This is a genomic window from Glycomyces mayteni (assembly GCF_042428885.1).
GTDB lineage: Bacteria > Actinomycetota > Actinomycetes > Mycobacteriales > Micromonosporaceae > Glycomyces > Glycomyces mayteni.
The window spans coordinates 41494-63440 of sequence record NZ_JBHMBP010000005.1; the positions used below are offsets into that span (position 1 = coordinate 41494).

At 74.6% G+C, this 21947-nt stretch carries 15 protein-coding genes; 8 read left to right on the forward strand and 7 right to left on the reverse strand.

The window, feature by feature from the left end; all coding sequences use genetic code 11:
• Positions 1–70 precede the first annotated feature (70 nt).
• A complete protein-coding gene (locus ACFFXY_RS21835; protein ID WP_382355677.1) occupies positions 71–1435 on the forward strand; it encodes an Hsp70 family protein in 1365 nt (454 codons plus the stop codon).
• Here ACFFXY_RS21835 and ACFFXY_RS21840 read toward each other — a convergent pair.
• Genes ACFFXY_RS21840 through ACFFXY_RS21850 form a run of 3 tightly spaced genes read right to left on the reverse strand, consistent with a single transcriptional unit; the run spans position 1401 to position 3610 of the window.
• A complete protein-coding gene (locus tag ACFFXY_RS21840; RefSeq protein WP_382355680.1) occupies positions 1401–2579 on the reverse strand; it encodes an aminotransferase class I/II-fold pyridoxal phosphate-dependent enzyme in 1179 nt (392 codons plus the stop codon). The genes ACFFXY_RS21835 and ACFFXY_RS21840 overlap by 35 nt on opposite strands.
• Before the next feature lie 36 nt (positions 2580–2615).
• Positions 2616–3218 carry a YdeI/OmpD-associated family protein gene (locus ACFFXY_RS21845; RefSeq protein WP_382355683.1) on the reverse strand — a complete coding sequence of 201 codons (603 nt, stop codon included), beginning with the start codon at positions 3216–3218 and terminating at the stop codon, positions 2616–2618.
• Positions 3215–3610: a VOC family protein gene (locus tag ACFFXY_RS21850; protein ID WP_382355686.1), complete on the reverse strand. Its 396-nt coding sequence runs from the start codon at positions 3608–3610 to the stop codon at positions 3215–3217. Before ACFFXY_RS21850 ends, ACFFXY_RS21845 begins: the two co-directional genes overlap by 4 nt.
• An 83-nt stretch (positions 3611–3693) precedes the next feature.
• Between ACFFXY_RS21850 and ACFFXY_RS21855 the strand changes: the two genes are divergently transcribed.
• On the forward strand, positions 3694–4638 hold the full coding sequence (locus ACFFXY_RS21855) for a helix-turn-helix transcriptional regulator (protein ID WP_382355689.1): 945 nt from the start codon (positions 3694–3696) through the stop codon (positions 4636–4638).
• Positions 4639–4845: 207 nt separating this feature from the next.
• Here the strand turns inward: ACFFXY_RS21855 and ACFFXY_RS21860 are convergent, their stop codons facing one another.
• Positions 4846–5343 carry a MarR family winged helix-turn-helix transcriptional regulator gene (locus ACFFXY_RS21860; protein ID WP_382355692.1) on the reverse strand — a complete coding sequence of 166 codons (498 nt, stop codon included), beginning with the start codon at positions 5341–5343 and terminating at the stop codon, positions 4846–4848.
• Positions 5344–5374: 31 nt separating this feature from the next.
• Here ACFFXY_RS21860 and ACFFXY_RS21865 point away from each other — a divergent pair, with 31 nt between their 5' ends.
• Together ACFFXY_RS21865 and ACFFXY_RS21870 are read left to right on the forward strand one after the other, a co-directional pair.
• Positions 5375–6637, forward strand: coding sequence for an MFS transporter (locus ACFFXY_RS21865; RefSeq protein WP_382355694.1), 1263 nt, complete (start codon positions 5375–5377; stop codon positions 6635–6637).
• Positions 6638–6684: 47 nt separating this feature from the next.
• A complete protein-coding gene (locus ACFFXY_RS21870; RefSeq protein ID WP_382355697.1) occupies positions 6685–9111 on the forward strand; it encodes a S8 family serine peptidase in 2427 nt (808 codons plus the stop codon).
• On the opposite strand, the gene ACFFXY_RS21875 is transcribed toward ACFFXY_RS21870, so the two are convergent.
• Positions 9098–9427: a hypothetical protein gene (locus ACFFXY_RS21875; RefSeq protein ID WP_382355700.1), complete on the reverse strand. Its 330-nt coding sequence runs from the start codon at positions 9425–9427 to the stop codon at positions 9098–9100. The two genes, ACFFXY_RS21870 and ACFFXY_RS21875, sit on opposite strands and share 14 nt — an antisense overlap.
• A 116-nt stretch (positions 9428–9543) precedes the next feature.
• Here ACFFXY_RS21875 and ACFFXY_RS21880 point away from each other — a divergent pair, with 116 nt between their 5' ends.
• On the forward strand, positions 9544–10410 hold the full coding sequence (locus tag ACFFXY_RS21880; protein ID WP_382355703.1) for a serine hydrolase: 867 nt from the start codon (positions 9544–9546) through the stop codon (positions 10408–10410).
• Here the strand turns inward: ACFFXY_RS21880 and ACFFXY_RS21885 are convergent.
• Positions 10404–10703: a LysR family transcriptional regulator gene (locus tag ACFFXY_RS21885; RefSeq protein ID WP_382356702.1), complete on the reverse strand. Its 300-nt coding sequence runs from the start codon at positions 10701–10703 to the stop codon at positions 10404–10406. The genes ACFFXY_RS21880 and ACFFXY_RS21885 overlap by 7 nt on opposite strands.
• 91 nt (positions 10704–10794) lie before the next feature.
• Here ACFFXY_RS21885 and ACFFXY_RS21890 point away from each other — a divergent pair, with 91 nt between their 5' ends.
• The gene (locus ACFFXY_RS21890; RefSeq protein ID WP_382355706.1) at positions 10795–11739 is read left to right on the forward strand and encodes an MBL fold metallo-hydrolase; all 945 of its coding nucleotides are present in this window, start codon (positions 10795–10797) and stop codon (positions 11737–11739) included.
• On the forward strand, positions 11729–12562 hold the full coding sequence (locus ACFFXY_RS21895; protein WP_382355709.1) for an MBL fold metallo-hydrolase: 834 nt from the start codon (positions 11729–11731) through the stop codon (positions 12560–12562). Before ACFFXY_RS21890 ends, ACFFXY_RS21895 begins: the two co-directional genes overlap by 11 nt.
• On the opposite strand, the gene ACFFXY_RS21900 is transcribed toward ACFFXY_RS21895, so the two are convergent.
• Positions 12559–13752, reverse strand: a complete 1194-nt coding sequence (locus ACFFXY_RS21900; protein ID WP_382355712.1) for a sensor histidine kinase — start codon at positions 13750–13752, stop codon at positions 12559–12561. The two genes, ACFFXY_RS21895 and ACFFXY_RS21900, sit on opposite strands and share 4 nt — an antisense overlap.
• Positions 13753–14223: 471 nt before the next feature.
• Here ACFFXY_RS21900 and ACFFXY_RS21905 point away from each other — a divergent pair, with 471 nt between their 5' ends.
• Positions 14224–21891, forward strand: coding sequence for a SpvB/TcaC N-terminal domain-containing protein (locus ACFFXY_RS21905; RefSeq protein ID WP_382355714.1), 7668 nt, complete (start codon positions 14224–14226; stop codon positions 21889–21891).
• Positions 21892–21947: the final 56 nt, after the last annotated feature.

Sequence of the window (21947 nt, forward strand, 5' to 3'; positions counted from 1 at the left end):
TGAACGCCGAACGGGTCGCATCCGTCGTGGACGCGCACAGTAAGGTGTGCACCAGACAAGGAGTTCTCACATGCACGTGCTTGGAATCGACTTCGGAACCTCGAACACCGTCGCCGTGCTCCGCTCGGCCGACGGACGCGTACGCCCACTGCTGTTCGACGGTGCCCCGATCCTGCCCTCGTCGGTCTACTACAACTCCGACGGCAGGATGCTCGTCGGACGCGACGCCGAGCGCAACGCCCGCATGGACCCCGCGCGGTTCGAGCCCAACCCGAAGCGCCGCATCGACGACGGCTCGCTGTTCCTGGGCACCTCCGAGATCCCGGTGCCGCAGGTCTTCGCGTACGTGCTCCAGCAGGTGGCCCTGGAGGCCCAGCGCCAGGCCGGACAGATGCCCGGCCAGGTCCGGCTCACCCACCCCGCCCGCTGGGGCGAGCGCCGCCGCTCGATCCTCATGGACGCCGCGCGGCTCGCCGGACTCCCCGCGCCCCAGCTCATCCCCGAGCCGGTCGCCGCGGCCTCCTACTTCACGTCGGTGCTCGGCACCGCCGTCCCGCCCGGGCGCTCGCTCGCGATCTACGACCTCGGCGGCGGCACGTTCGACGCCACGGTGGTGCGCCGCACCCAGACCGGCTTCGAGGTCCTCGCCGAAGAGGGCGTCGGCGACGTCGGCGGCCTCGACTTCGACCACGGCATCGTCGAGCACCTCGGCAAGACCTACGGCGCCTCCCACCAGAGCGACTGGAACCGCCTCCTCACCCCCGCCGACGACCGCGACCGCCGCTACCGCCGGATGCTCTACGAGGACGTGCGCGGCGCCAAGGAGACGCTCTCGCGGACCGCGAGCGCCGACATCCACCTGCCCGCCCTCGAAGTGGACGCGCACCTGACGCGCGCCGAGTTCGAGGACATCGCCCGCCCGCCGCTGGAGCGGACCGTGGACTGCCTCCAGCGGGCCATCAGCTCCGCGCGGATGAACCCCGCCGACCTCGTCGGGATCTTCCTCGTCGGCGGCTCCTCGCGCATCCCGATGATCTCCCAGCTCATCCACTCGAAGCTGGGCGTGCCGCCGCAGACGTTCGAGCAGCCCGAGACCGTCGTGGTCGAAGGCGCCGTGCGCGCCGCGTCAGGCCCGGCCCCGACCGAGCAGCAGCCGATCCGCCCGACCTCCGGCGGGCCCGTCTCGCCCGCCGGGCACATGTCGGCCCCGCGCCCGCCCATGCAGGCGCCGTCGATGCAGCCGCCGCAGGTCCAGGCCCCGCAGCAGATGCTGCCGCCGCAGACGAACTACCAGCCCGCGCCGCAGCCGCAGCCGGTCTACCAGCAGCAGCCCGCGAAGCGCCCGCTGACGCAGGAGCCGGCCGTCCTCGTGACCGGCGCGGCCGTCGTCATCCTGTTCGTCATCTTCTTCGTGATCCTGTCGACGATCCTGTAGCCAGGCCCTTCCGCAGCCGCTCCAGGCCCTCCTCCAGGACGGCCCGGGGCTTGCAGAAGGTGAAGCGGACCTCCGGGCGCGGCCCGGGGTCCGCGTAGAACACCTGGGTCGGGACCGCCACGACCCCGCACCGCTCGGGCAGCTCCAGGCAGAACGCCATGCCGTCCGCGTACCCGAGCGGCGCGGCGCTCGTCGTCACGAAGTACGTGCCCTGCGGGCGGTGCACCGCGAACCCGAGGTCCGCCAGGCCCGCCGCGAGGAGGTCCCGGCGCTCCGCGTAGTCCGCGACGTACGCCTCGTAGAACTCCGGGCCCGACGCGAGCGCCGCCGCGATCCCGTACTGGAACGGCGTGCCCGAGGCGAACGTCAGGTACTGCTTGACGCCCTTGAGGCGCGCGACGAGGTCCGCGGGGCCGGTGGCCCACCCGATCTTCCAGCCCGTCACCGAGAACGTCTTCCCGGCCGACCCGATGCTCACCGTCCGCTCCCACATGCCCGGCAGCGACGCGAACGGCACGTGCGCGAGACCGTCGAACACCAGGTGCTCGTACACCTCGTCGGTGACCACGAGCAGGTCCCGATCCGCGGCGACGCGCGCGACCGCCTCCAGCTCGGCCCGGTCGAGGACCGTCCCGGTCGGGTTGTGCGGCGAGTTCAGCAGCAGCACCCGCGTCCGGTCCGTCACGACCTCCCCGAGCCGCACCAGGTCCGGCCGGAAGTCGGGGGCCTCCAGGCGCCACGGCACGATGGTGCCGCCCGCCAGCTCCACCGACGCCTTGTAGGAGTCGTAGAACGGCTCCATCGCCACGACCTCGTCGCCGGGCCGCACGAGCGCGAGCATCGCCGCCGCGATCGCCTCCGTGGCCCCCGCGGTCACCACGACCCCCTCGTCCACGTCCGGGTCCAGCCCGTACCAGTGCCGCTGGTGCGCCGCGACCGCCTCCCGCAGCTCCGGAATCCCCGCGAGCGGCGGGTACTGGTTGCGGCCCTCCCGCATCGCGGCGACCGCCGCCTCGATCACGCGGGCGGGGCCCGACTCGTCGGGGAAGCCCTGCCCGAGGTTCACGGCGCCGTACTGCTGCGCCAGCGCGGACATGACAGTGAAGATCGTGGTCTGGGGTACGGCCGGGCCCGTGCGGTCCATGAGCGCCTCCTTAGCGGACCCGGCCATCATTCCCGTTCAGCCCTTCGGGTTCCGACCCGCCCCCGGGGACTCCGCCCCCAACGACGCCGCCCCCAACGACCCCGCTCTCAACGACGCCGCGATGCGCGCCGCGACGCGCTCCCGCGCGGCCTGCGTGCGGGCCTGGAGCAGCGGCAGCATGAGCGCGTACCGCTCGCTGCGGGGGAGCGCGCCGAGCGCGGCCGCGGCCCGCTCGTCGAGCGCCGCGGTCAGCTCGGGCGGGACCTCGGCCGTGGACTGCGGCTCGTAGGCCGCCGCCCACCGGCCGTCGGCCTTCGCCTCGGCGACACGCGCCAGGCCCGCCGGGCGCATCCGCCCCGCGGCCGTGAGGACCTCGATCTTGGCGCGGTTGACCTGCGACCACGCGCTGGCGGGGCGGCGCGGGGAGTACCGCTGGAGGAACGAGTCGCCGTCGAGGGCCTTGCGCTGCCCGTCGATCCACCCGAAGCACAGGGCCGCGTCGAGGGCCTCCTCGATGCGGACGAGCGCGAGCGCGGTGCGGCGCTTGCCGATCCGCAGCCACGCCTCCGTCCCGGTCGCGTGGTGCGCTTCGAGCCACGCCTCCCAGGAGGCGCGGTCGGCGAACTCCAGGGGCGTCACTTCGCGGTCCCGGCGAGCACGTCGAGGTAGTGCCGGTTGAACATGACGCCGAGGACGTTCCCGAACGGGTCCGCGAAGGACGCCGTCTCGAAGCCCTCCCCGCGGACCTTCCGCGGCTCGTACTCCTTCGCGCCCAAGGCCGTGAGCCGCGCGACGGCGGCGTCCAGGTCGTCCACGTGCCAGTACGCGATCGAGCCGCCGGGGCGCGGCTCGTGGGGCGCCCAGGCGCCCGCGACGATCCCCAGCTCCTGGCTGTGGTCGCCGATGCGGAACTCGGCGTACCCGCCCGGGACCTCGAAGTACGGCTCGACGCCCAGCAGCTCGGCGTACCACGCCTTCGCGGCGTCGAGGTCGTCGGCGAAATAGGTGATGGTGGCGAATCCCCGCAGCATGTCGGCTCCTTCGTTGTCGTTGCACCCCACGTTAGGGGCCATTGCGGAAGATTCGCTTCCGCAATGCGTGGAAGAATGCGGGGATGCTGGAGACCTCCGCGCGCCTGCTGCGCCTCCTCGCCCTCCTCCAGGCCCGCCGCGACCGGACCGGGCCCGAACTCGCCGAGCGGCTCGGCGTGAGCACCCGGACCGTGCGCGCCGACGTCGACAGGCTGCGCCGGCTCGGCTACCGGGTCGACGCCACGACCGGGAGCGCGGGCGGGTACCGGCTCGAAGCGGGGAGCGCGATGCCGCCGCTGCTGCTGGACGACGAGGAGGCCGTGGCCGTCGCGGTGGGGCTGCGCGCGGCCGCGTCGGGCTCGGTCGCGGGGATCGAGGAGACCTCGCTGCGGGCCCTCGCCAAGCTGGAGCAGACGATGCCCTCGCGGCTGCGGCGGCGCATCGACGTGCTGCGGTCGGCCACGGTGTCCGCGGCGGCGGCGGGCCCGGCCGTGGACGCGGCGGTGCTGACCGCGGTCGCCGAGGCCGCGCACCGGCGCGAGCAGCTGCGGTTCGACTACCTCGACCGGTCGGGCGAGGAGACGCGCCGCCGGGCCGAGCCGCACCGGCTCGTCTACACCGGGCGGCGCTGGTACCTGCTCGCCTGGGACGTCGACCGGTCCGACTGGCGCACGTTCCGCGCCGACCGCATCCGGCCGCGGACGCCGAACGGCCCCCGGTTCGCGCCCAGGGAGCCGCCGGAGGACGCCGTGGCGCACGTGCTCCGGGGGCTCGGGCGGACCGCCTGGCGCCACCCGGCCCGCATCCGCCTCCACGTGCCCGCCGAGGCCGCGGCGGACCGCCTGCCGCCCGGCAGCGGGCTGATCGAGCCCGCCGGGGCGGGGGAGTGCCTGTGGGAGACCGGCGCCGACTCGCTGCGGGACCTCGCGCTGTTCGCGGCCTCGCTCGACCTGCCGTTCACCGTCGAGGAACCGGCGGCGCTGCGCGAGGAGCTGCGGGCGCTGGCCGAGCGGCTGCTGCGCGCCTGACGGCACGGCGTCTCGCGCGGCGCGAGCGCCGGGACCGGTGTCGGCGAGCTCGGCCGCCGGGCTCGCTCGCCCGCGAGGCGGGAATCCCTGTGGCGCAGAGTATCGGGATCAGGATCGACGCGCTCGGCGCCCGGCTCGCTCTGCCCGCGTCGGGGCCCGGGCCCGCGTGCTCGGCGTCCGCCGACCGTGTGCGGCGGGAACCCCCCGCTACTCGGCGGACGCGGCGAGCTTCGCGAGGAGGCCCGCGAGGGTCTTCCGCTCGGCGGCGGTGAGCGGTTCCAGGAGCCGCGCCTGGTTCGCGAGGTGGACGCCCATGAGGCGGTCCGTGAGGTCCTTCCCCTTGCGCGTCAGGGAGATCTGGCGTCCGCGCGCGTCCTCGTCGGCCACCGACCGGGCCACGAGGCCCTTGGCTTCGAGCCGGTCGACGCGCTTGGTGATCGCGCCGGTCGTGACGAGCACGGTGCGCGAGAGGTCGCCCGCCGAGAGCGCGAACGGCTCGCCGGAGCGGCGCAGGGCCGCGAGGACGTCGAAGTCGCCGTTGCCGAGCCCGGCCTCCGCGAAGGGCGGGCGCAGCTCCCGGTCGAACCCGTCGGCGAGGCGGAACAGGCGGCCCACCACGAGCATCGGGGAGGCGTCCAGGTCGGGGCGCTGGCGGCGCCACTGGCCGACCATGTCGGCGACGGCGTCGGTCTTCTCGTTCGGCATGGCTTGCATTCTACCTTCCAAGGAAGATAAAATGTCTTCCATGGAAGACAACTCCTCGACCGCGCGCCGCCGCTTCATCGCCGCGAGCTTCACCGACGCCCTCGGCCAAGGGGTCTACGTGCCCCTGACCATGCTGTTCGTCCACGCCCTCACCGGACTCACCCTCACCGCCATCGGCACCGGCCTCACCCTCGCCGGGCTCGGCGCGCTCGCCTCCATGCCCGTCGTCGGCACCCTCATCGACCGCTTCGGCGGCAAGCGCGTCTACACCGCCGCGCTCGCCCTGCGCGCCATCGGCTTCGCGCTCTACCCCCTCGCGCACTCCTACCCCGCGTTCCTCGCCGTCGCGCTCGTCGTGGCCGTCGCCATGTGGGCCGCCCCGCCCAGCCAGCAGTCCCTCATCGGCGACATGGCCGAAGGCTCGATGCGCGACCGGCTCCTCGCCTGGGACCGCAGCCTGCGCAACGGCGGCATGGGGTTCGGCGCCCTCGCCGCCGCCGGGATGCTCGCCCTCGACGGCAGCACCGGCTTCTACGCCGCCGCCGCGCTCCTCGCCCTCGCCTGCGCCGCCGCCGCGGCCACCGTCGCCACGATTCCCGTCCGCCGCCGGACCGCCCACCGCCGCAACGCTCCCGAGACCCGAGGCGGCTACCGGGAAGTCCTCGCCGACCGGCCCTACCTCGCCCTCACCGCCGCGAACTTCCTCATCGGCTTCGGCTACACCGCGCAGGCCATCGCCCTGCCCGTGTTCCTCACCCGCGACGTGGGCCTTCCCGGCGCGCTCGCGGGCGGCGTGTTCGCCGTGAACACCGCGCTCGTCGCCGTCCTCGGCGTCCCCGTCGCCCGCGCCATGGCCCGGGCCCGCCGCGCCCGCGGCGCCGCGCTCGGCACCGCCGTCTTCGCGGCCTCCTTCGCGGCCTTCGCGCTCCTGCCCGCCCTCGGCGGCGGCCTCGTCGCCGTCCTCATCGTCGCGATCGTCTACACCGCAGGCGAACTCATCCACTCCGCGCCCGCCCAGAGCCTCTCCGTGCAGGCCGCCCGCGACCACATCAGGGGCCGCTACCTCTCGGTCTACCAGCTGTCCTGGTCGCTGTGCCGCACCGTCGCGCCCGTCGTCCTCGGGCTCCTCCTCGACGCCGGGACGTGGCAGCTGTGGACGGTCCTCGCCGCCGCCGTCCTCGCGGGCGGGCTCCTCCTGCTGCGCACCGAGCGCTCCCTCCCCGCGCACGTGAACACCGCATTCAGCCGTTCGGCGGATACGCAGCGCACCCACGCCGTCACCGCTTCCGCGTAGCCTGAGAGGACGGCCACCCGGCGCTCCCCTCCCGGAAGAAGGCACCGATGTCGAAGCTCCTCGTCACCCTGCGCACCCCCGGCGACCTCGACGCGGTGCGCGACACCGGGGTCGAAGTCCTCGCCGAATACCCCGACACCCTCCTCGTGGCGACCACCGCGGGCCAGGCCCGCGCCCTCGCCGACCGCGGCGTCGAGACCGCGCCGCTCCCCGAGCAGCCCGTCCAGACCGCGGGCGCCTCCTTCGCATTCGCCGCCGCGCTCACCGCGCAGGAGACCGCCGCGATCGAACCCGAGCCCGGCCGCACCGCCTACTGGCTCGTCAAGCTCATCGGCCCGCCCACCGCCGAGTGGCTCGGCGAACTCGCCGACGCGGGCGCCGAGATCCACGGCAGCCTCTCCGGGTTCACCCTCCTCGTCGGCGCGCTCCCCGAACGCGTGCAAGGACTCCGCGACCTCCCGCGGGTCGAGGAGGTCACCCCCTACCGGCCCGCCATGAAGGTCTCCCCGAAGCTCCACCCCCGGCCCCGCCGCGACCTCGACGCCGCCTACCTCGCCGCCGTCGACCCCGACGCGTTCACCGACGACGCCCTCCAGATGGTCGAGGTCTCCCTCTTCCCCGGCGAGGACGCCGACGCGCTCGTGCGCCGCATCCGCGAGTCCGGCGGCACCGTCCTCACCGTCCTGCCCTCCTCCGTCGTCGCCAGCCTGCCCCGCCCCGTCATCGCCGACCTCGCCGACCTCCAAGGCGTGCAGGCGATCGTCCCCTACGCGTTCTCCCAGACCAGCAACGACCGCGCCACCGCCGTCATGGGCGTCCCCGCCGTCGCCGACGCCATCGGGCTCACCGGCGCCGGGCAGATCGTCGCCGTCGCCGACTCCGGGCTCGACAACGGCGACCCCGAGACCCTCCACCCCGACGTGCGCGGCCGCGTCGCCGGGATCACCTCCTGGCCCGTCCGCGCGGTCCTCGCCCCCTTCACCAACGACCCGCCCTCCCACGACGACGGCCCCGCCGACATCGAGTCCGGCCACGGCACCCACGTCACCGGCTCCGTCCTCGGCAACGGCGAGGCCGCCCGCCTCGCCGGCGCCGGACCCGTCCCCGCCGGGACCGCCCCCGAAGCGCACGTCTTCTTCCAGGCCATCAACCAGTCCATCCGGTGGAAGTCCCGCGCCGAACTCGCCGCCGCCGGACTCCAGCCCTTCACCTTCCCCTGGCCCCCGCCGCCCTCCGGCCTCTACGGCATCCCCGGCGACATCGCCGAGCTCTTCGCCGAGGCCTACGCCGCGGGCGCCCGCGTCCACACCAACTCCTGGGGCGCGCCCCTCGCCGGGGAGTACAGCCAGAACGCCCGCTCCGTGGACGCCTTCACCTGGGAGCACCCCGACATGCTCGTCCTCTTCGCCGCCGGGAACGACGGCGAGGACACCGACTCGGACGGCCAGGTCGACCGCGACTCCATGGGCTCGCCCGGCACCGCCAAGAACTGCCTCACCGTGGGCGCCAGCGAGAACGACCGCCCCTCCGGGTCCGAGCCCCCGCCCGGCCTCGACCGCAACTGGAGCGACTGGTCCAGCTACCCCAAGCTCGGCGCGGCCGGGCACGTCTCCGACAACACCGAGGGCATGGCCGCGTTCTCCTCCCGCGGCCCCACCGACGACCTCCGCATCAAACCCGACGTCGTCGCCCCCGGCACCAACGTCCTCTCCATCCTCTCCTCGGTCTACGACGGCGACGGCGAACCCCTCTGGGGCCGCCTCCCCGAAGGCCACCCGCTGCGCGACAAGTACTGCTGGAGCGGCGGCACCAGCATGGCCACCCCGCTCGTCGCCGGGGCCGCCGCGCTCGTGCGCCAGCGCCTCGCCGACGCCGGGCACGTCGAGGACGGCCGCCGCCCCTCCGGCGCGCTCCTCAAGGCCCTCCTCGTCAACGGCGCCGTCCCCATCGCGGGCCAGTACCCCGGCGAGATCCCAGCCGGGCCCAACCCCGTGTCCGGGTTCGGCCGCGTCGACCTGGGCGGCGCCGTCGGCGGCCGAGTGGCCTTCGCCGACGCGCCCGCGCACGCCGTCGCCACCGGCGAGATCCGGTCCTTCCGCGTCACCGCCGCCGACCCCGGCACGGCGCTCAAGGCCACCCTGGTGTGGACCGACGCGCCCTCGCTCGAAGGGCTCGGCGGCCTCGTCAACGAGCTGTACCTCCAGGTCGAGACCCCCTCGGGGGAGGTCCGCAACTGGGACGCGGGCCCGGTCACCCGCGTCACCAACAACGTCCAGCAGGTCACCGTCGCGGCCCCCGAACCCGGGGTCTACACGATCCGCGTGCGCGGCGTCTCCGTCACCAGCCGCGCGCCAGGCGCGGGCCCGACCGCGGACCTGCGGCAGGACTTCGCGCTGGCGGTCGCGAACGCGGCGCCGGAGGCGGGGGACGGCGGGGCGCTGTGGGCGATGGACCCGGCCGCTACGGCCGTGTGACGTCCCGGCGGGCCATCGGGGCCCGGAACAGGATCTCGACGTAGACGATCCGCTCGTCGAGCACGTCCAGGGCGAGCATCCCCTCGTCGGGGTCGAGCAGCACGTTCCGGTGCCCGGGCCCGTACGGCTCGCCGGGCGGGTGCGGCGCGGTCCTGACGCTCTGGCAGTGGGACTCCCCGCACCCGCACTCGGCGACGATCCGCAGGTCGCGGGCGAGGATCGCGAGGTTGCGCTCGCCCTGGCCCTCCAGGAGCCGCTCCAGCTCCGCGACGAGGCCGGGGTACACCTCGCGCATCAGCGGTCCCTCGTCGTCCATGAGGCCGATTCTAGGACCGGACGCGAGCGCTTATCGGACCAGCGGTCCGTGCCGGGCCCGCGGCCCGGCCCTTTCGCACCCGGCGGGTACCGTGGTCGCTCGACCGAAGGGGGCGAATGGTGCAGGCGCTGATCGACGGGTTCTTCGCGCCGCTCGGGGCGAGCGCCAAGGCGCACATCCGCGACCTACGCGACGGCCGCGGCATCGGCGTGCGTGAGGACGAGCCGGTGGTCCTGGTGTCCATGGTGAAGCTGTTCATCGCGTGGGAGTTCCGCCGCCAGGTCGAGGAGGGCCTGGTCGACCCGGCCGCGCCGGTCCGCACCACCGCCGCCGACCGCCTCGGCGGCACCGGGACCGCCGGGTTCCGGTACGACTCGCAGATCAGCGCGTGGGACCTCGCCGCGCTCATGATGGAGGTCTCCGACAACTCCGCGGCCGACCTCGTCACCGCCCGCATCGGCGCCGCGAGCCTGCGGAGCCTCCCGGCCCGCCTGGGGCTCAAGGGGACCCGCTTGATCGGCCCGCCGCGCACGATCCTGGAGGACGTGGCCCGCGACCTCGACGTCTCCGACCTCCAGGCCCTCGCGCACGTCCTCAGCGCCGGGGCCGTCACCACCGCCGAGCTGCGCGCCACGAGCGCCTGGGACCCCGCCCGCACCAACGTCTCCACCTGCGCCGACCTCACCGCGTTCATGCGGCACGTGTGGAACGGGCCCGAGCCGATCGCCGCCGACCTGCGCACCTGGACGGGCCGCCAGCTCACCGGCGGTCGCCTCTCGCGCCTGGCCCCCAGCGAGGTCCAGGTCTTCGGCCGCTCCGGGTCGCTGCCCGGGTGGCTGGGCGAGGTCGCCGTGTGGGAGTGGCCCGACGGGCGCCGCCACGCCATCGCCGTCGCCGCGCAGCCCACCGAGCGGAACTTCCGCGAAGTGGAGCTCGCGATGAGCCGCGCCGCCCTCGCCCTGACCGAGGCGATGGGTCAGTAGAGCGCGCTCCACGGCCGCGGCGGGTCCGCCGGGTCGGTCCCGGCCGCGCGCGTGACCAGGGACCGCATCCGCTGGTGCTGGCGCAGCAGCGCCGGGGCCTCGCGCATGAGGACGTCCCCGGCGGCCGTCAGCGCCACCTGCCCGCCGCGGCGGTCGAACAGCTCCGCGCCGAGCTCCTTCTCCAGCCGCCTGATCCGCTGGCTCAGCGGCGGCTGCTCCATGCCGAGGCGCTCGGCGGCCCGCCCGAAGTGACGTTCTTCACCGACCGCCAGGAAGCACTCCAGATGCCGCATGATGTCCACGGAGCCACGATATCAACGCGCGTATCGGGTCATACGCGCGTTGATATTGGACGGACGGGACGATCCGGGCTTGACTGTCGCGATGACCGAGAAACGAGACCGGACCCCGGCGATCCAGCGCCGGAACCTCCTGAAGGGCACGGGCGTCGCCGCCGTGGCGGCCGCGGCCGCCGGGGGCGGCGTGGCCGCGGCCCAGACCGACACCGCGGGGGTGCGCCTGCGCTGGCTCGGCACGAACGCGTGGGAGTTCGCCACCGAGACCGCGACGGTGCTCATCGACCCGTGGGTGAGCCGCTTCCCGACCGGGGCCTACACCAGCGGCGGCGCCGACCCGGAGACGAGGATCGAGGTCCACGAGGACGTGATCGACGAGCACCTGCCGAAGGCCGACACGATCCTGGTGACCCACGGGCACTGGGACCACATCGCCGACGTGCCCTACCTCGCCGGGCGGACCGGCGCGACGGTCCTCGGCACCGAGACGCACCTGAACCTCATGCGCGCCATGGGCGCGCCGGACGGCCAGCTCTCGCAGGTGGTCGGCGGGGAGCTGTACCAGTTCGAGGGCTACACCGTCGAGGTGTTCCGCTCCTCGCACTCCACCTCCGGGGAGCACAAGCGCATCCTGTTCGGCGGCACGAGGCCCGGCGAGGTGCCCAAGCGCCCCAAGAAGATCAAGGACCTCATCGAGGGCGGCAGCCTCACCTACCTGATCGACTTCGGCGGCGTCTCCTTCTTCAACATGGGGTCGGCGAGCTTCCACCACCACGAGATCGAGGGCGTGCGCCCCACCGTGCTGTTCCTCCAGCCCGGCGGCGGCCACACCCCCGACTTCGTGGAGCGCGCCCTCGCCTCGACCGGCTTCCCGCCGTACGTGGTCGCCTCCCACTGGGACGACTTCGACCAGCCCCTCACCGAGCCCGCCGTCAAGGGCGGCGACTGGGAGGCCCTGCGCGACCGCGTGGCCGCCGCGAGCCCCGACACCGAGTTCCTGCTCCTCGACCACCTGGAGAGCCATGACTTCTGAGGTCACCGTCCGCTGGCTGGGCACCAACGCCTGGGAGCTGACCGGCAACGGCACCACGGTCCTGATCGACCCGTACGTCTCGCGCACCTACACGGGCGCGACGGTCCCGGGGGCCTTCGACCCGGACACGCCGATCACCGTGGACGAGAGCGCCGTGGACGAGCACATCGGCGCCGCCGACTCGATCCTCATCACCCACGCGCACTTCGACCACATCGCCGACGTCCCGTACGTCGCCGAGCGGACCGGGGCCACCGTCCTCGGCACCGAGACGCACCTGAACCTGCTGCGCGCCATGGGAACCCCCGACGAGCAGCTCTCGCAGGTCGGCGGCGGGGAACTGTATCAGTTCGAGGGGTACACCGTCGAGGTGTTCCGCTCCTCGCACGGGGTCTCCGGCAAGCACAAGACGCTGCTGTTCCCCGGCACCCGCCCGGGGCCGGTCCCGGCGCGGCCCGAGGCCATCAAGGACCTCGTGGAGGGCGGCAGCCTCGCGTACCTCGTGACGTTCGGGGAGACCTCGCTGTTCTTCAACGGCCTCCCGTCGTTCCACGAGCGCGAGGTCGCCGGGGTGCGGCCGACGGTCCTGTTCATGCAGGGCCCCAACCCGGCCTACCCGGACTACGTGGAGCGGATGCTCGCGGCCACCGGGCGCCCGCCGTACATCGTGCCGACCCACTGGGACGACTACGAAGCGCCCCTGAAGGAGCCGGCCGTGGACCTGTTCGGCGCGGCGGCCCTCGGCGAGCTCGTGGCCGCGGCCAGCCCCGAGTCGGAATGGGTCCTGCTCGACCACCTGGAGTCGCACACCTTCGGCGCCTAGCGGCGGCGGACCCTCCTGCGGGCCCGCGGCGCCTGGCGCGGCCGGGGGACCACGGGCCGCGGGAGGGTCCCCCTGACGGTCCACTCGCCGTTGTCGAGGGCGTGCTCCACGGAGCCGCCGGCCTCGTCGAACCGCTTGGCGAGCATCGACAGCCCGTTCCCGGGCGCGGCGGCCTCGGCCGCGCCGTCGTTCACGACGGTGACGGTGACCTGCGCGTCGACCTCCACGATCGAGACGTTCGCGGCGGTCGGCTCGGCGTGGCGGATGAGGTTCGTGGTCGCCTCGCGCACCAGCAGGCCCAGGAGCCTTTCGGTGTCCTCGTCGAGGTCCGGCGACGCGTCGGGCACCGTCGCCTGCACGCCCGCGGACTTGAGAATCCTCGCGGCCGAGTCGATCTCGTCGGTCAGCGCGGTCTTGCGGTAGCCGCCCACGACGGCCCGCATGTCGCGCAGGGCCTCGCGCGCCAGCTCCTCGACCGCGTGGACCTCGGCGTCGGCCAGCTCCGGGTCGATCTCCCGGTACCGCTGCGCCACCTGGGTCTTGAGCATGATCGCCTGGAGGTGCCCGCCCTGGACGTCGTGCAGCTCGGCCGCGAACCGCAGCCGCTCCTCGGCGATGGCGAGGTCGGCGGCGAGGCCCCGGGCCCGCTCCAGCTCCTGCGCGACCCGGTAGTGCCACAGCTGGCACACGATGCCGATCGCGATCGACGGCACCAGGATCACCGTGGTGAGCATCGCCCCGGGGTCCATGACGCCCAGACCCATCGCGAAACCCGAGAGCGCGCCCGCGGCGGCCGTCCCGAGCAGGAGCGCGAGCGAGCGGCGGCCGGGACGCGACCACAGGAGCGCGCCCTCGGCGGCGAGGAGCCCCGCCGGGGCGCCCCACGCGGGGCCGATCTCGCCCGCCCCGGCCTCGACGGCCGCGCCCGCGAGCAGGAGCGCCAGCGACGCGGCCCAGAGCAGGCGGCGGCGCAGCGGGCCCTGGCCGTGCCAGTGCAGCGCGAGCCCGGCGGTGCACAGCGCGACCGACCCGACCGCCGCGCCGGCGGCGAGGGGGCGCACGCCGCCGTCGGCGTTGGCGAGGAACAGCGCGGCCAGCGCCAGTGCCAGCGGGCCGGAGCCGATCACCGTGAAGAACGTGTAGGAGCGCAGGCGGCGCAGGTCGCGCGCGGGGGCCGGTTCGGGGGTCACCCCGAGATTCAACCACCCCGCGCCGCGGCTCGCGGTGGCGGACGCCGCGGCACCGGGCGATGCGGTTGCCGAACGCTTTGCGGTATTCGTTCCATCCGTTATCGAGCAATGCGAGCGAACAGCCCGGGCGGGCGGACCGCGGCGGTTCCGGACGGCGACCGTTTGCCGCATTCGCTGCGGGACCCTGCCGCACCCGATGGTCCGATAGCATCTACTGAGCAGGCTGACCTGCCGTGAGCACCAGCGGCGTTCCTGTCTTCAATAGTCCACATTATTCAATCTCGGGACTCATTGAACCCATTCGGCACTGCTATTGCAAAGTCGCGGATTCTACCACTCAAGCAGTGCGAAAACAGTCCTCGAATTGGTCCGTACGGTCAATTGTGCGGCGGGTTCCATCGCATTACGCTCCGTTATCAGGCGCCCTTCGAGTGCCTTTCAACCGCCTTTCCCAGCAAAGGGGCCGCGATCGTGGACGCCTACCCCGAGCACCCGATGCAGCGGCCGGCCCGGCCCGCCCCGGGCGGCCCCGACGCCGCCCCCGGCGCCCCCGAGCTGCCCGCAGTCGGCAATCCGCCCGGGCGACTCGGCGAGACGTTCCAGACCAACCCCGCCACCGGCTCGGCCTCGATGTCGTTCCCGCTGCCCTTCAGCGCCGGCCGCGGCGCCCCCTCCCTCGCGGTCGCCTACGACTCCTCCGGAGGACCCGGCCTCTTCGGCTACGGCTGGGACCTCCCCGTCCCGCGCATCAGCCGCCGCACCGACCGCGGCGTGCCCCGCTACCGCGACGCCGAGGACTCCGACGTGTTCCTCGCCGCCGGCGCCGAGGACCTCGTCCCCGACACCGCGCCCGCCGCCGTCCGCACCGTCGCCGGGACCGAGTACCGCGTCCAGCGCTACCGGCCCCGCATCGACGACGGGCTCACCCGCATCGAGCGCTGGAGCGCCGTCGCCGACCGCGCCGACGTCAAGTGGCGCACCCTCTCCGGCGACAACCAGACCTCCTGGTTCGGGGAGGGGCCCGAGAGCCGGATCGCCGACCCCGCCGACCCGGCCCGGATCTTCGCCTGGCTCCTCAGCTTCGGCCACGACGACAAGGGCAACGCCGTCGCCTACGAGTACGCCCCCGAGGACTCCGCGGGCGTCCCCCGCTCCGCCGCCGAATCCGGCCGCACCGAGCAGTCCCGCACGGCCGGAAGGCACCTCAAGCGCGTCCGCTACGGCAACGCCACCCCCTACCTCCCCGTCCTCGACCCCGACGCGCCCCCGACACCCCGCCCCGGGCAGTGGCTGTTCACCCTCGTCGTCGACTACGGCGACCACGATCCCGAGACCCCCGCCCTCGAACCCGACCGGCCCTGGCCCGCCCGCCCCGACCCCTACGGCACCTGCCGCCCCGGGTTCGAGATCCGCTGCCACCGCCGCGGCGAGCGCGCCCTCATGTTCCACGACCTCCCCGAGCTCGGGGACACCCCCACGCTCGTCGCCTCCGTCGACTTCACCTACGACACCGCCCCCCACGCCGGGGACTCCCTCCTCACCGCCGTCCACTCCACCGGCTACGTCCGCTCCGGCGACGGCTACGACCGCGCCCACACCCCGCCCACCACCATGCGGTACACGCCCGCCGTCCTCGACCCCGAAGTGCGCGACGTCCGCGCCGAGCACCTGCCCTCCGGCCTCGACCTGGTCGACTACACCTGGGTCGACCTCGACGGCGACGGCGTCGCCGGGGTCCTCGCCTCCCGCGCGGGCGCCTGGTACTACCTGCGCAACCACACCCCCCTCGAACCCGAAGGGCCCGTGCGCTTCACGACCGCCCAGCACGTGGACCCCCGCCCCGAGACCGGCCGCCTCAACGTCGGCACCGACCTCCTCCTCGACGCCGACGGCTCCGGCAGGCCCGACTTCGTGCGCCTCGACGGACCCGTCACCGGCATCGCCGTCCGCGAGGAGGACGGCCGCTGGCGCGCCGCCGCGCCCCTCCGGCAGCGCCCCGCGATCGACGCGTTCGGCGCCGCCGTCCGCGTCGCCGACATGACCGGCGACGGCCTCCCCGACCTCGTCCTCACCGACCCCGCCGGCGCCCGCTGGTGCGAAGGGCTCGGCCTCGCCGGATTCGGTCCGCCCCAGCCGATCGAACCCGGCGCCGAACCCTTCCGGCCCTCCCTCGTCGAGACCTCCGAGCACGTCGCCGTCCAGCTCGCCGACATGACCGGCGACGGCCTCCCCGACCTCGTGCGCATCGCCAACGGCGCCGTCTCCTACCGCCCCAACCTCGGCCGCGGACGCTTCGGGCCCGCCGTCACCATGGACGACGCCCCCCGGTTCGACAGCCCCGACCGCTTCGACCCCCGCCGCGTCCTCCTCGGCGACACCGACGGCAACGGCCGCACCGACCTCGTCTATCTCGCCGCCGACGCCGCCCGGATCTACGCCAACCGCTCCGGCGACTCCTGGGCCCCCGCCCGCGACCTCCCCGGCGCCCCCGCCGCCGACAACCGCCGCACGGCCGCCGTCGTCGACCTCCGCGGCACCGGCACCGGCTGTCTCGTCTGGTCCACCGCCCTGCCTCACGGCACCGCCGCCGCCATGCGCTACATCGACCTCGCCGCCGCCGGGCGCCCCCACCTCCTCGCCGGGTACGAGAACGGCTTCGGCGGCGAGACCACCGTCGAGTACCTGCCCTCCACGCACTTCGCGCTGGCCGACGAGCAGGCCGGACGCCCCTGGCCCTCGCGCCTGCCGTTCCCCGTCTCGTGCGCGCACCGCGTCACCACCGCCGACCACGTGCGCGAGACCGCGTTCACCTCGACCACCAGCTACCACGACGGCTACTTCGACCCCGTCGAGCGCGAGTTCCGCGGCTTCGGCCGCGTCGAGGCCCTCGACACCGAGGTGTACGAGACCGGCGGCGCCGGGACCGGCCTCGACCAGCCGCCGGTGCTCACCCGCACCTGGTTCCACACCGGTGCCGCCGCCGCGGCCGGACGGCGAATGCTCCACACCCGCCGCGACCAGTACTGGGAGAACACCGTCCTCCCCGAACCGCCGCTGCCCGAACCGCGGCTGCCGCAGGCGCTCGGCGACGACGAGTACCGCGAGGCGTGCCGCGCCCTCAAGGGCGTCGTGCTGCGCACCGAGGTGTACGGGCTCGACGGCGCCCCCGAGGCGGCCGACCCGTACTCGGTCAGCGAGTCCGGCTACGACGTGGCCCTGCGCCAGCCCAAGGGGCCGCGCCGCCACGCGGTCTTCCAGCTCCTGCCCACCGAGGCCGTCACGTACGCGTACGACCGGAACCCCGGCGACCCCCGCGTCTCGCACTCCCTCGCCCTCGAACTCGACGACCTCGGACTGCCGGTCCGCTCCGCCGCGATCGCCTACCGCCGCGTGATCGTCGATCCCGCACTGCCGCAGGAGGTCCGGGACGCCCAAGCCCGCACCCGCGCCGGGTACAGCGAGGCCGACTACACCGCCGACGTGGACGAACCGGACGCCCGCCGCCTGCGCCAGGTCTGCGAGGCCCGCTCCTTCGAGCTCGCCGGGCTCCCGGACGGGCGGCTCACCGCCGCCGACGTGGACGCCCTCATCGCCGCCGCCGCGCACGTCCCGTACGAGCAGGTCGGCGACGACGGGGCAGTGGACGCCGCCGGACCCGCCCTGCGGCTGCTGTCGCGCGCCCAGGCGTTCTTCCGCTCCGACGACCTCGCCGGGCCGCTCCCGCACGGCGTCCACGGCCGCCTCGGCATCGGCCACCGCAGCCGCGGCCTCGTCCTCACCGACGGCCTCGTGGCCGCCCACTACGACGGCACCGTGACCGCCGCCGAGCTCACCGCCGCCGGGTACGAGCACTTCGACGAGGGCTGGTGGGCCACCGGGCCGACCGAGGTCTACGCCCCCGACGCCCCCGACCGCTTCTACCTGCCGACCGGCTCCACCGACCCCGCGGGCGTCACCGCCATGATCGAGCGCGACCCCCGCGACCTCATGGTGGTGCGCGCGATCGACGCCGCCGGGCGCGAGATCCGCGTCGAACCCGACTACCGCGTCCTGCGTCCCCGCCTCGTCACCGACGCGGCCGGGAACCGCGCCGAGGCCGTCTACGACGCCCTCGGCGCGACCGTCGCCACCGCGGTCCTCGGCCGCCCCGGCGACACCGACGCCGACACGGTCGACGACCCGACGACCACGATGGACTACGACCTGTTCTCGTGGATCGAGGAGCGGCGGCCCATCAGCGTGCGCAGCCGCCGCCGCGAGCGCCACGCCGACCCCGGCACGCCCTGGCAGGAGACCCGCACCTACTTCGACGGCGCGGGCGGGACGGTCATGACCAAGGGCCGGGTCGCCCCCGGGCCCGCGCTCCAGTACGACCCGGACACCGGCACCGCGACCGAGGTCCACGCCGACCCGCGCTGGGTCGGCAATGGCCGCACCGTGGTCAACAACAAGGGCCTGCCGGTCAAGCAGTACGAGCCGTACTTCTCCACCACCGCCGACTTCGAATCCGAGGCCGCGCTGGTCGAGACCGGCGTGACCTCGATACCGCGGTACGACCCGCTCGGGCGCGTCGTGCGCACCGATCGCCCCGACGGCACGTTCACGCGCACTGCGACCACCCCGTGGTCCACGGTGTCCTACGACGCCGACGACACCGTCCTCGACTCCGCGTGGTTCGCCGAGCGCGGCAGCCCCGACCCGGCCGGGCCCGAGCCCGCCGACCCGCAGCAGCGCGCCGCCTGGATCGCCGCCCAGCACGCCGACACGCCCGCGACCACCCACTCCGACCCGTCCGGGCGCACCGTCCACACCGTCGCCGACAACGGCCCCGCGGGCCTGCGCACCAGCCGGGCCGCCGCCGACGCCACCGGCGGGTTCACCCGCGAGTACGACCACCGCGGGCGCCTCGTGGGGGCCGCCGTCGCCAATCTCACCGGCGGCGCCGTCGCCGGCGAGTCCGCCGAGCGGGGGCGCCGCTGGCACCTCGCCGACGTCGTGGGCCGCCTCGTGCGCGCCTGGGACGAGCACGGCCGCACTCTCCGCGTCACCTACGACGGCCTCCACCGGCCCGTCACCACCCGCCTCACCGACCCGGACCGGCCCGAGACGGTGCTCAGCCGCGTCGTCTACGGCGACGCCCACCCCGAGGCCGCCGAACGGAACCTGGTGGGCCGCATGCACATCGTCTTCGACGGCGCCGGGGCGGTGGTCTTCGACCGCTACGACCGCCACGGCAACCCGCTCCGGGTGCTGCGCCGCTTCACCGCCGACCCCGAGACCGAGCCCGACTGGTCCGCGCTCGACGGGATCGAGGACCCCGCCGCCGTCATGGCCGCCGCCGCGCCGCTGCTCGAACCGCTCGCCGACCAGGTCGAGACCGGCGGCGCGTTCGACGCCCTCGGCCGCGCCACCACCGCCACCCTCGCCGACGGCACCGTCGTCACCCCCGCCTACGACGAGGCCAACCGGCTCGCCCGCCTCGACGCGCAGATCGGCGGCGCCGGTCCGGTCAGGACCCTCATGGCCGGGCAGGAGTACGACGCGCTCGGGCGCCGCGCCACCGCCCGCTACGGCAACGGCCTCACCACCGCCTACACCTACGACCCCTTGAGCCGCAGGGTCACCGAGATCCGCACCGCCGCCGACGGCGCCGCGGACGCGGTCCAGCACCTCCACTACGTCTACGAGGCCGCCGGGCGGCTCGTCGAGGCCGACGACACCGCGCAGCAGTCGCTGTTCTTCGCGGGCGCCTTCGTGCCCGCCGCGATGCGCTTCCGCCACGACGCCCTCGGCCAGCTCGTGCACGCCACCGGCCGCGAGCACGCCGGCACGGACGCGAACGCGCCCACCGGCCCCGGCGACGCGGTCGGCGTCCCGCTGCCCCACCCCAACGACACCGCAGCGGTGCGCCGCTACGAGCAGGTGTACGACTACGACGACCTCGGCAACCTCCTGTCCCTGCGCCACATCGCGAACGGCGGCGGCTGGACCCGCCGCTACCGGTACGCGCACGAGGGCGACCCCGCCGACCGGCGCAACCGGCTCACCGCCACCAGCGCGCCCGGCGACGCTCCCGACGGGCCCTACAGCCACCAGTACACCTACGACGCCTACGGGAACCTCGCCACCGCGCCGCACCTGGCCGCGCTCGCATGGGACTGGAACGACCGCCTCCGCGAGGCCGACCTCGGCGGCGGCGGGACCGCGTACTACTGCCACACCGGCGGTGGCTCCCGCGCCCGCAAGGTGATCCAGCGCCAGGGCGGCCTGCGCACCGAGCGGCGCCACCTCGGCGCCGTCGAGGTCTACCGGGAGTGGATGAACGGCGTCCTGCGCCTGGAGCGCCGCACGATCCAGTTCACCGACGACGCCGGGCGCTTCGCCCGCGCCGACGTCCTCGTGACCGACACCGCCGGGACCGACGGCGCCCCGCTCGGCGAACCGGTCTTCCGGTACCAGTACGGCAACCACGTCGGTTCGGCCACGGTGGAGACCGGCGAGGACGGCGCCGTCGTCTCCTACGAGGAGTACCACCCGTACGGCTCCACCGCCTACCGCTCCGCGAGACCCGGTGAGCACCACAGCCTCAAGCGCTACCGCTTCCACGGCAAGGAGCGCGACGAGGAGACCGGCCTCTACGACTACGGCTCGCGCATGTACGCGCCGTGGCTCGGCCGGTGGACCGGCGCCGACCCCGCCGGCACCGAGGCGGGCCCGAACCTGTACGCCTACTGCGGGAACGACCCCGTCGGCAGGATCGACCCGAAGGGCACCCAGGACACCCCGGCCGACGACACCGCCCCCGGGAAGGTCCACATCCCCATCCCCGGAGGCGACCCGCAGATCTGGTCCAACCCCAACGCCGACCCCGCCGACGTGCTGCGCGAGGCCCAGCGGATCCTGCCGTACCTGCACACCCTCCCGACCTGGGAGGACGGCTCGTGGTTCTTCAACGAGCCGTACCGCGACCCCGGAGAGTCCACTGAGGACGATATGGAGATCACCGTGCACGCCGACGGCAGCGGCGACGCGGCCGACGGCGGCGCGGACGCGGGCCCGGGCCCCGACGCGGGAGCGGGCGCGGACGGCACCGGGTCCGGCGACGCGGGCACCGGCGCCGACGCGGGAGGCGGGACCGGCGCCGAGACCGGCGACGGCGGCGAGACCGGGGAGGGCGCGGGCGCACCCGCCGGGCCCGGAGTCGGCGCCGCCGGGCGCGAGGCGTTCCGCGCCGGGCCGCCCGGCGAGACCCTGGAGGTGCCCAACAACTTCGACGACGCCAAGATCAACGCCTACCGCCAGCGCATCCAAGGCGACCGCGGCGTGGGCCTGCGCTCGGCCGACCCCGCGCACACCGGCCGCGGCTCGGCCCGCACCTCCGACATCCGCGCCGCCAACGAGGGCCTGATGGACGCGTTCGACGCCGCCAACGGGGGCCTGCGCTCGCCCGCGAACCCCGTCGACCACATGGTCGAGCTCCAGCACGTCGTCCGCCAGCCCGGCGAGTTCGTGCGCCCGGTCGACCACCGCTACTGGCCCCGGGGCATCAACAGCTCCCAAGGGTCCAGCGCCATGCACGCCGACCGCCGCGCCCGCGCCGCCGGAGCCGTCGAGGACGTCCCCTCCGGCGGGGTCGCCCGCACCGCCGACATGGGCCACTGGAGCAACAGCACCCGCCTGCGCACCGGCCTGCGCTGGGGCGGCAACGCGCTCATGCTCGCCGGGCCCGCCGTCACCGTCTGGGGCGCCTCGTCCATCGAGAACCGCGCGGTCCGCTACGGCGCGTACGGCGCCGCCGGGGTCGAATTCGTCGCCGGGGCCACGTATGTGGGCGCGCGCACCGCGCTCGGCGTGCGGGGACTCCACTCCGCGAACCTCGCCCGGACCGCCGGGATCGCCCGAGGGGCGGCCGGCGTCGCCGGCGGCGTCGCCCAGGCCCTCATCTCCGGCTACCTGGCCTACGAGGACTACCAGCGCGGCGACTGGACCTCGTTCGCGTTCAACGCGGCCGCCGCAGTCGGCGGCGTCGCGCTCGTCATCGGCTGCATCATCGGCTCGCCCGTCCTCATCGGGATCGGGATCGTCACCGGGATCGCGGCCGGGCTCTACGGCCTGTACCGGATGTTCACCGACGACTGACCCGAACCCTCCTGACCACAGCGCACTCACCCCAGTTGCGAGATCCACGGGACCGC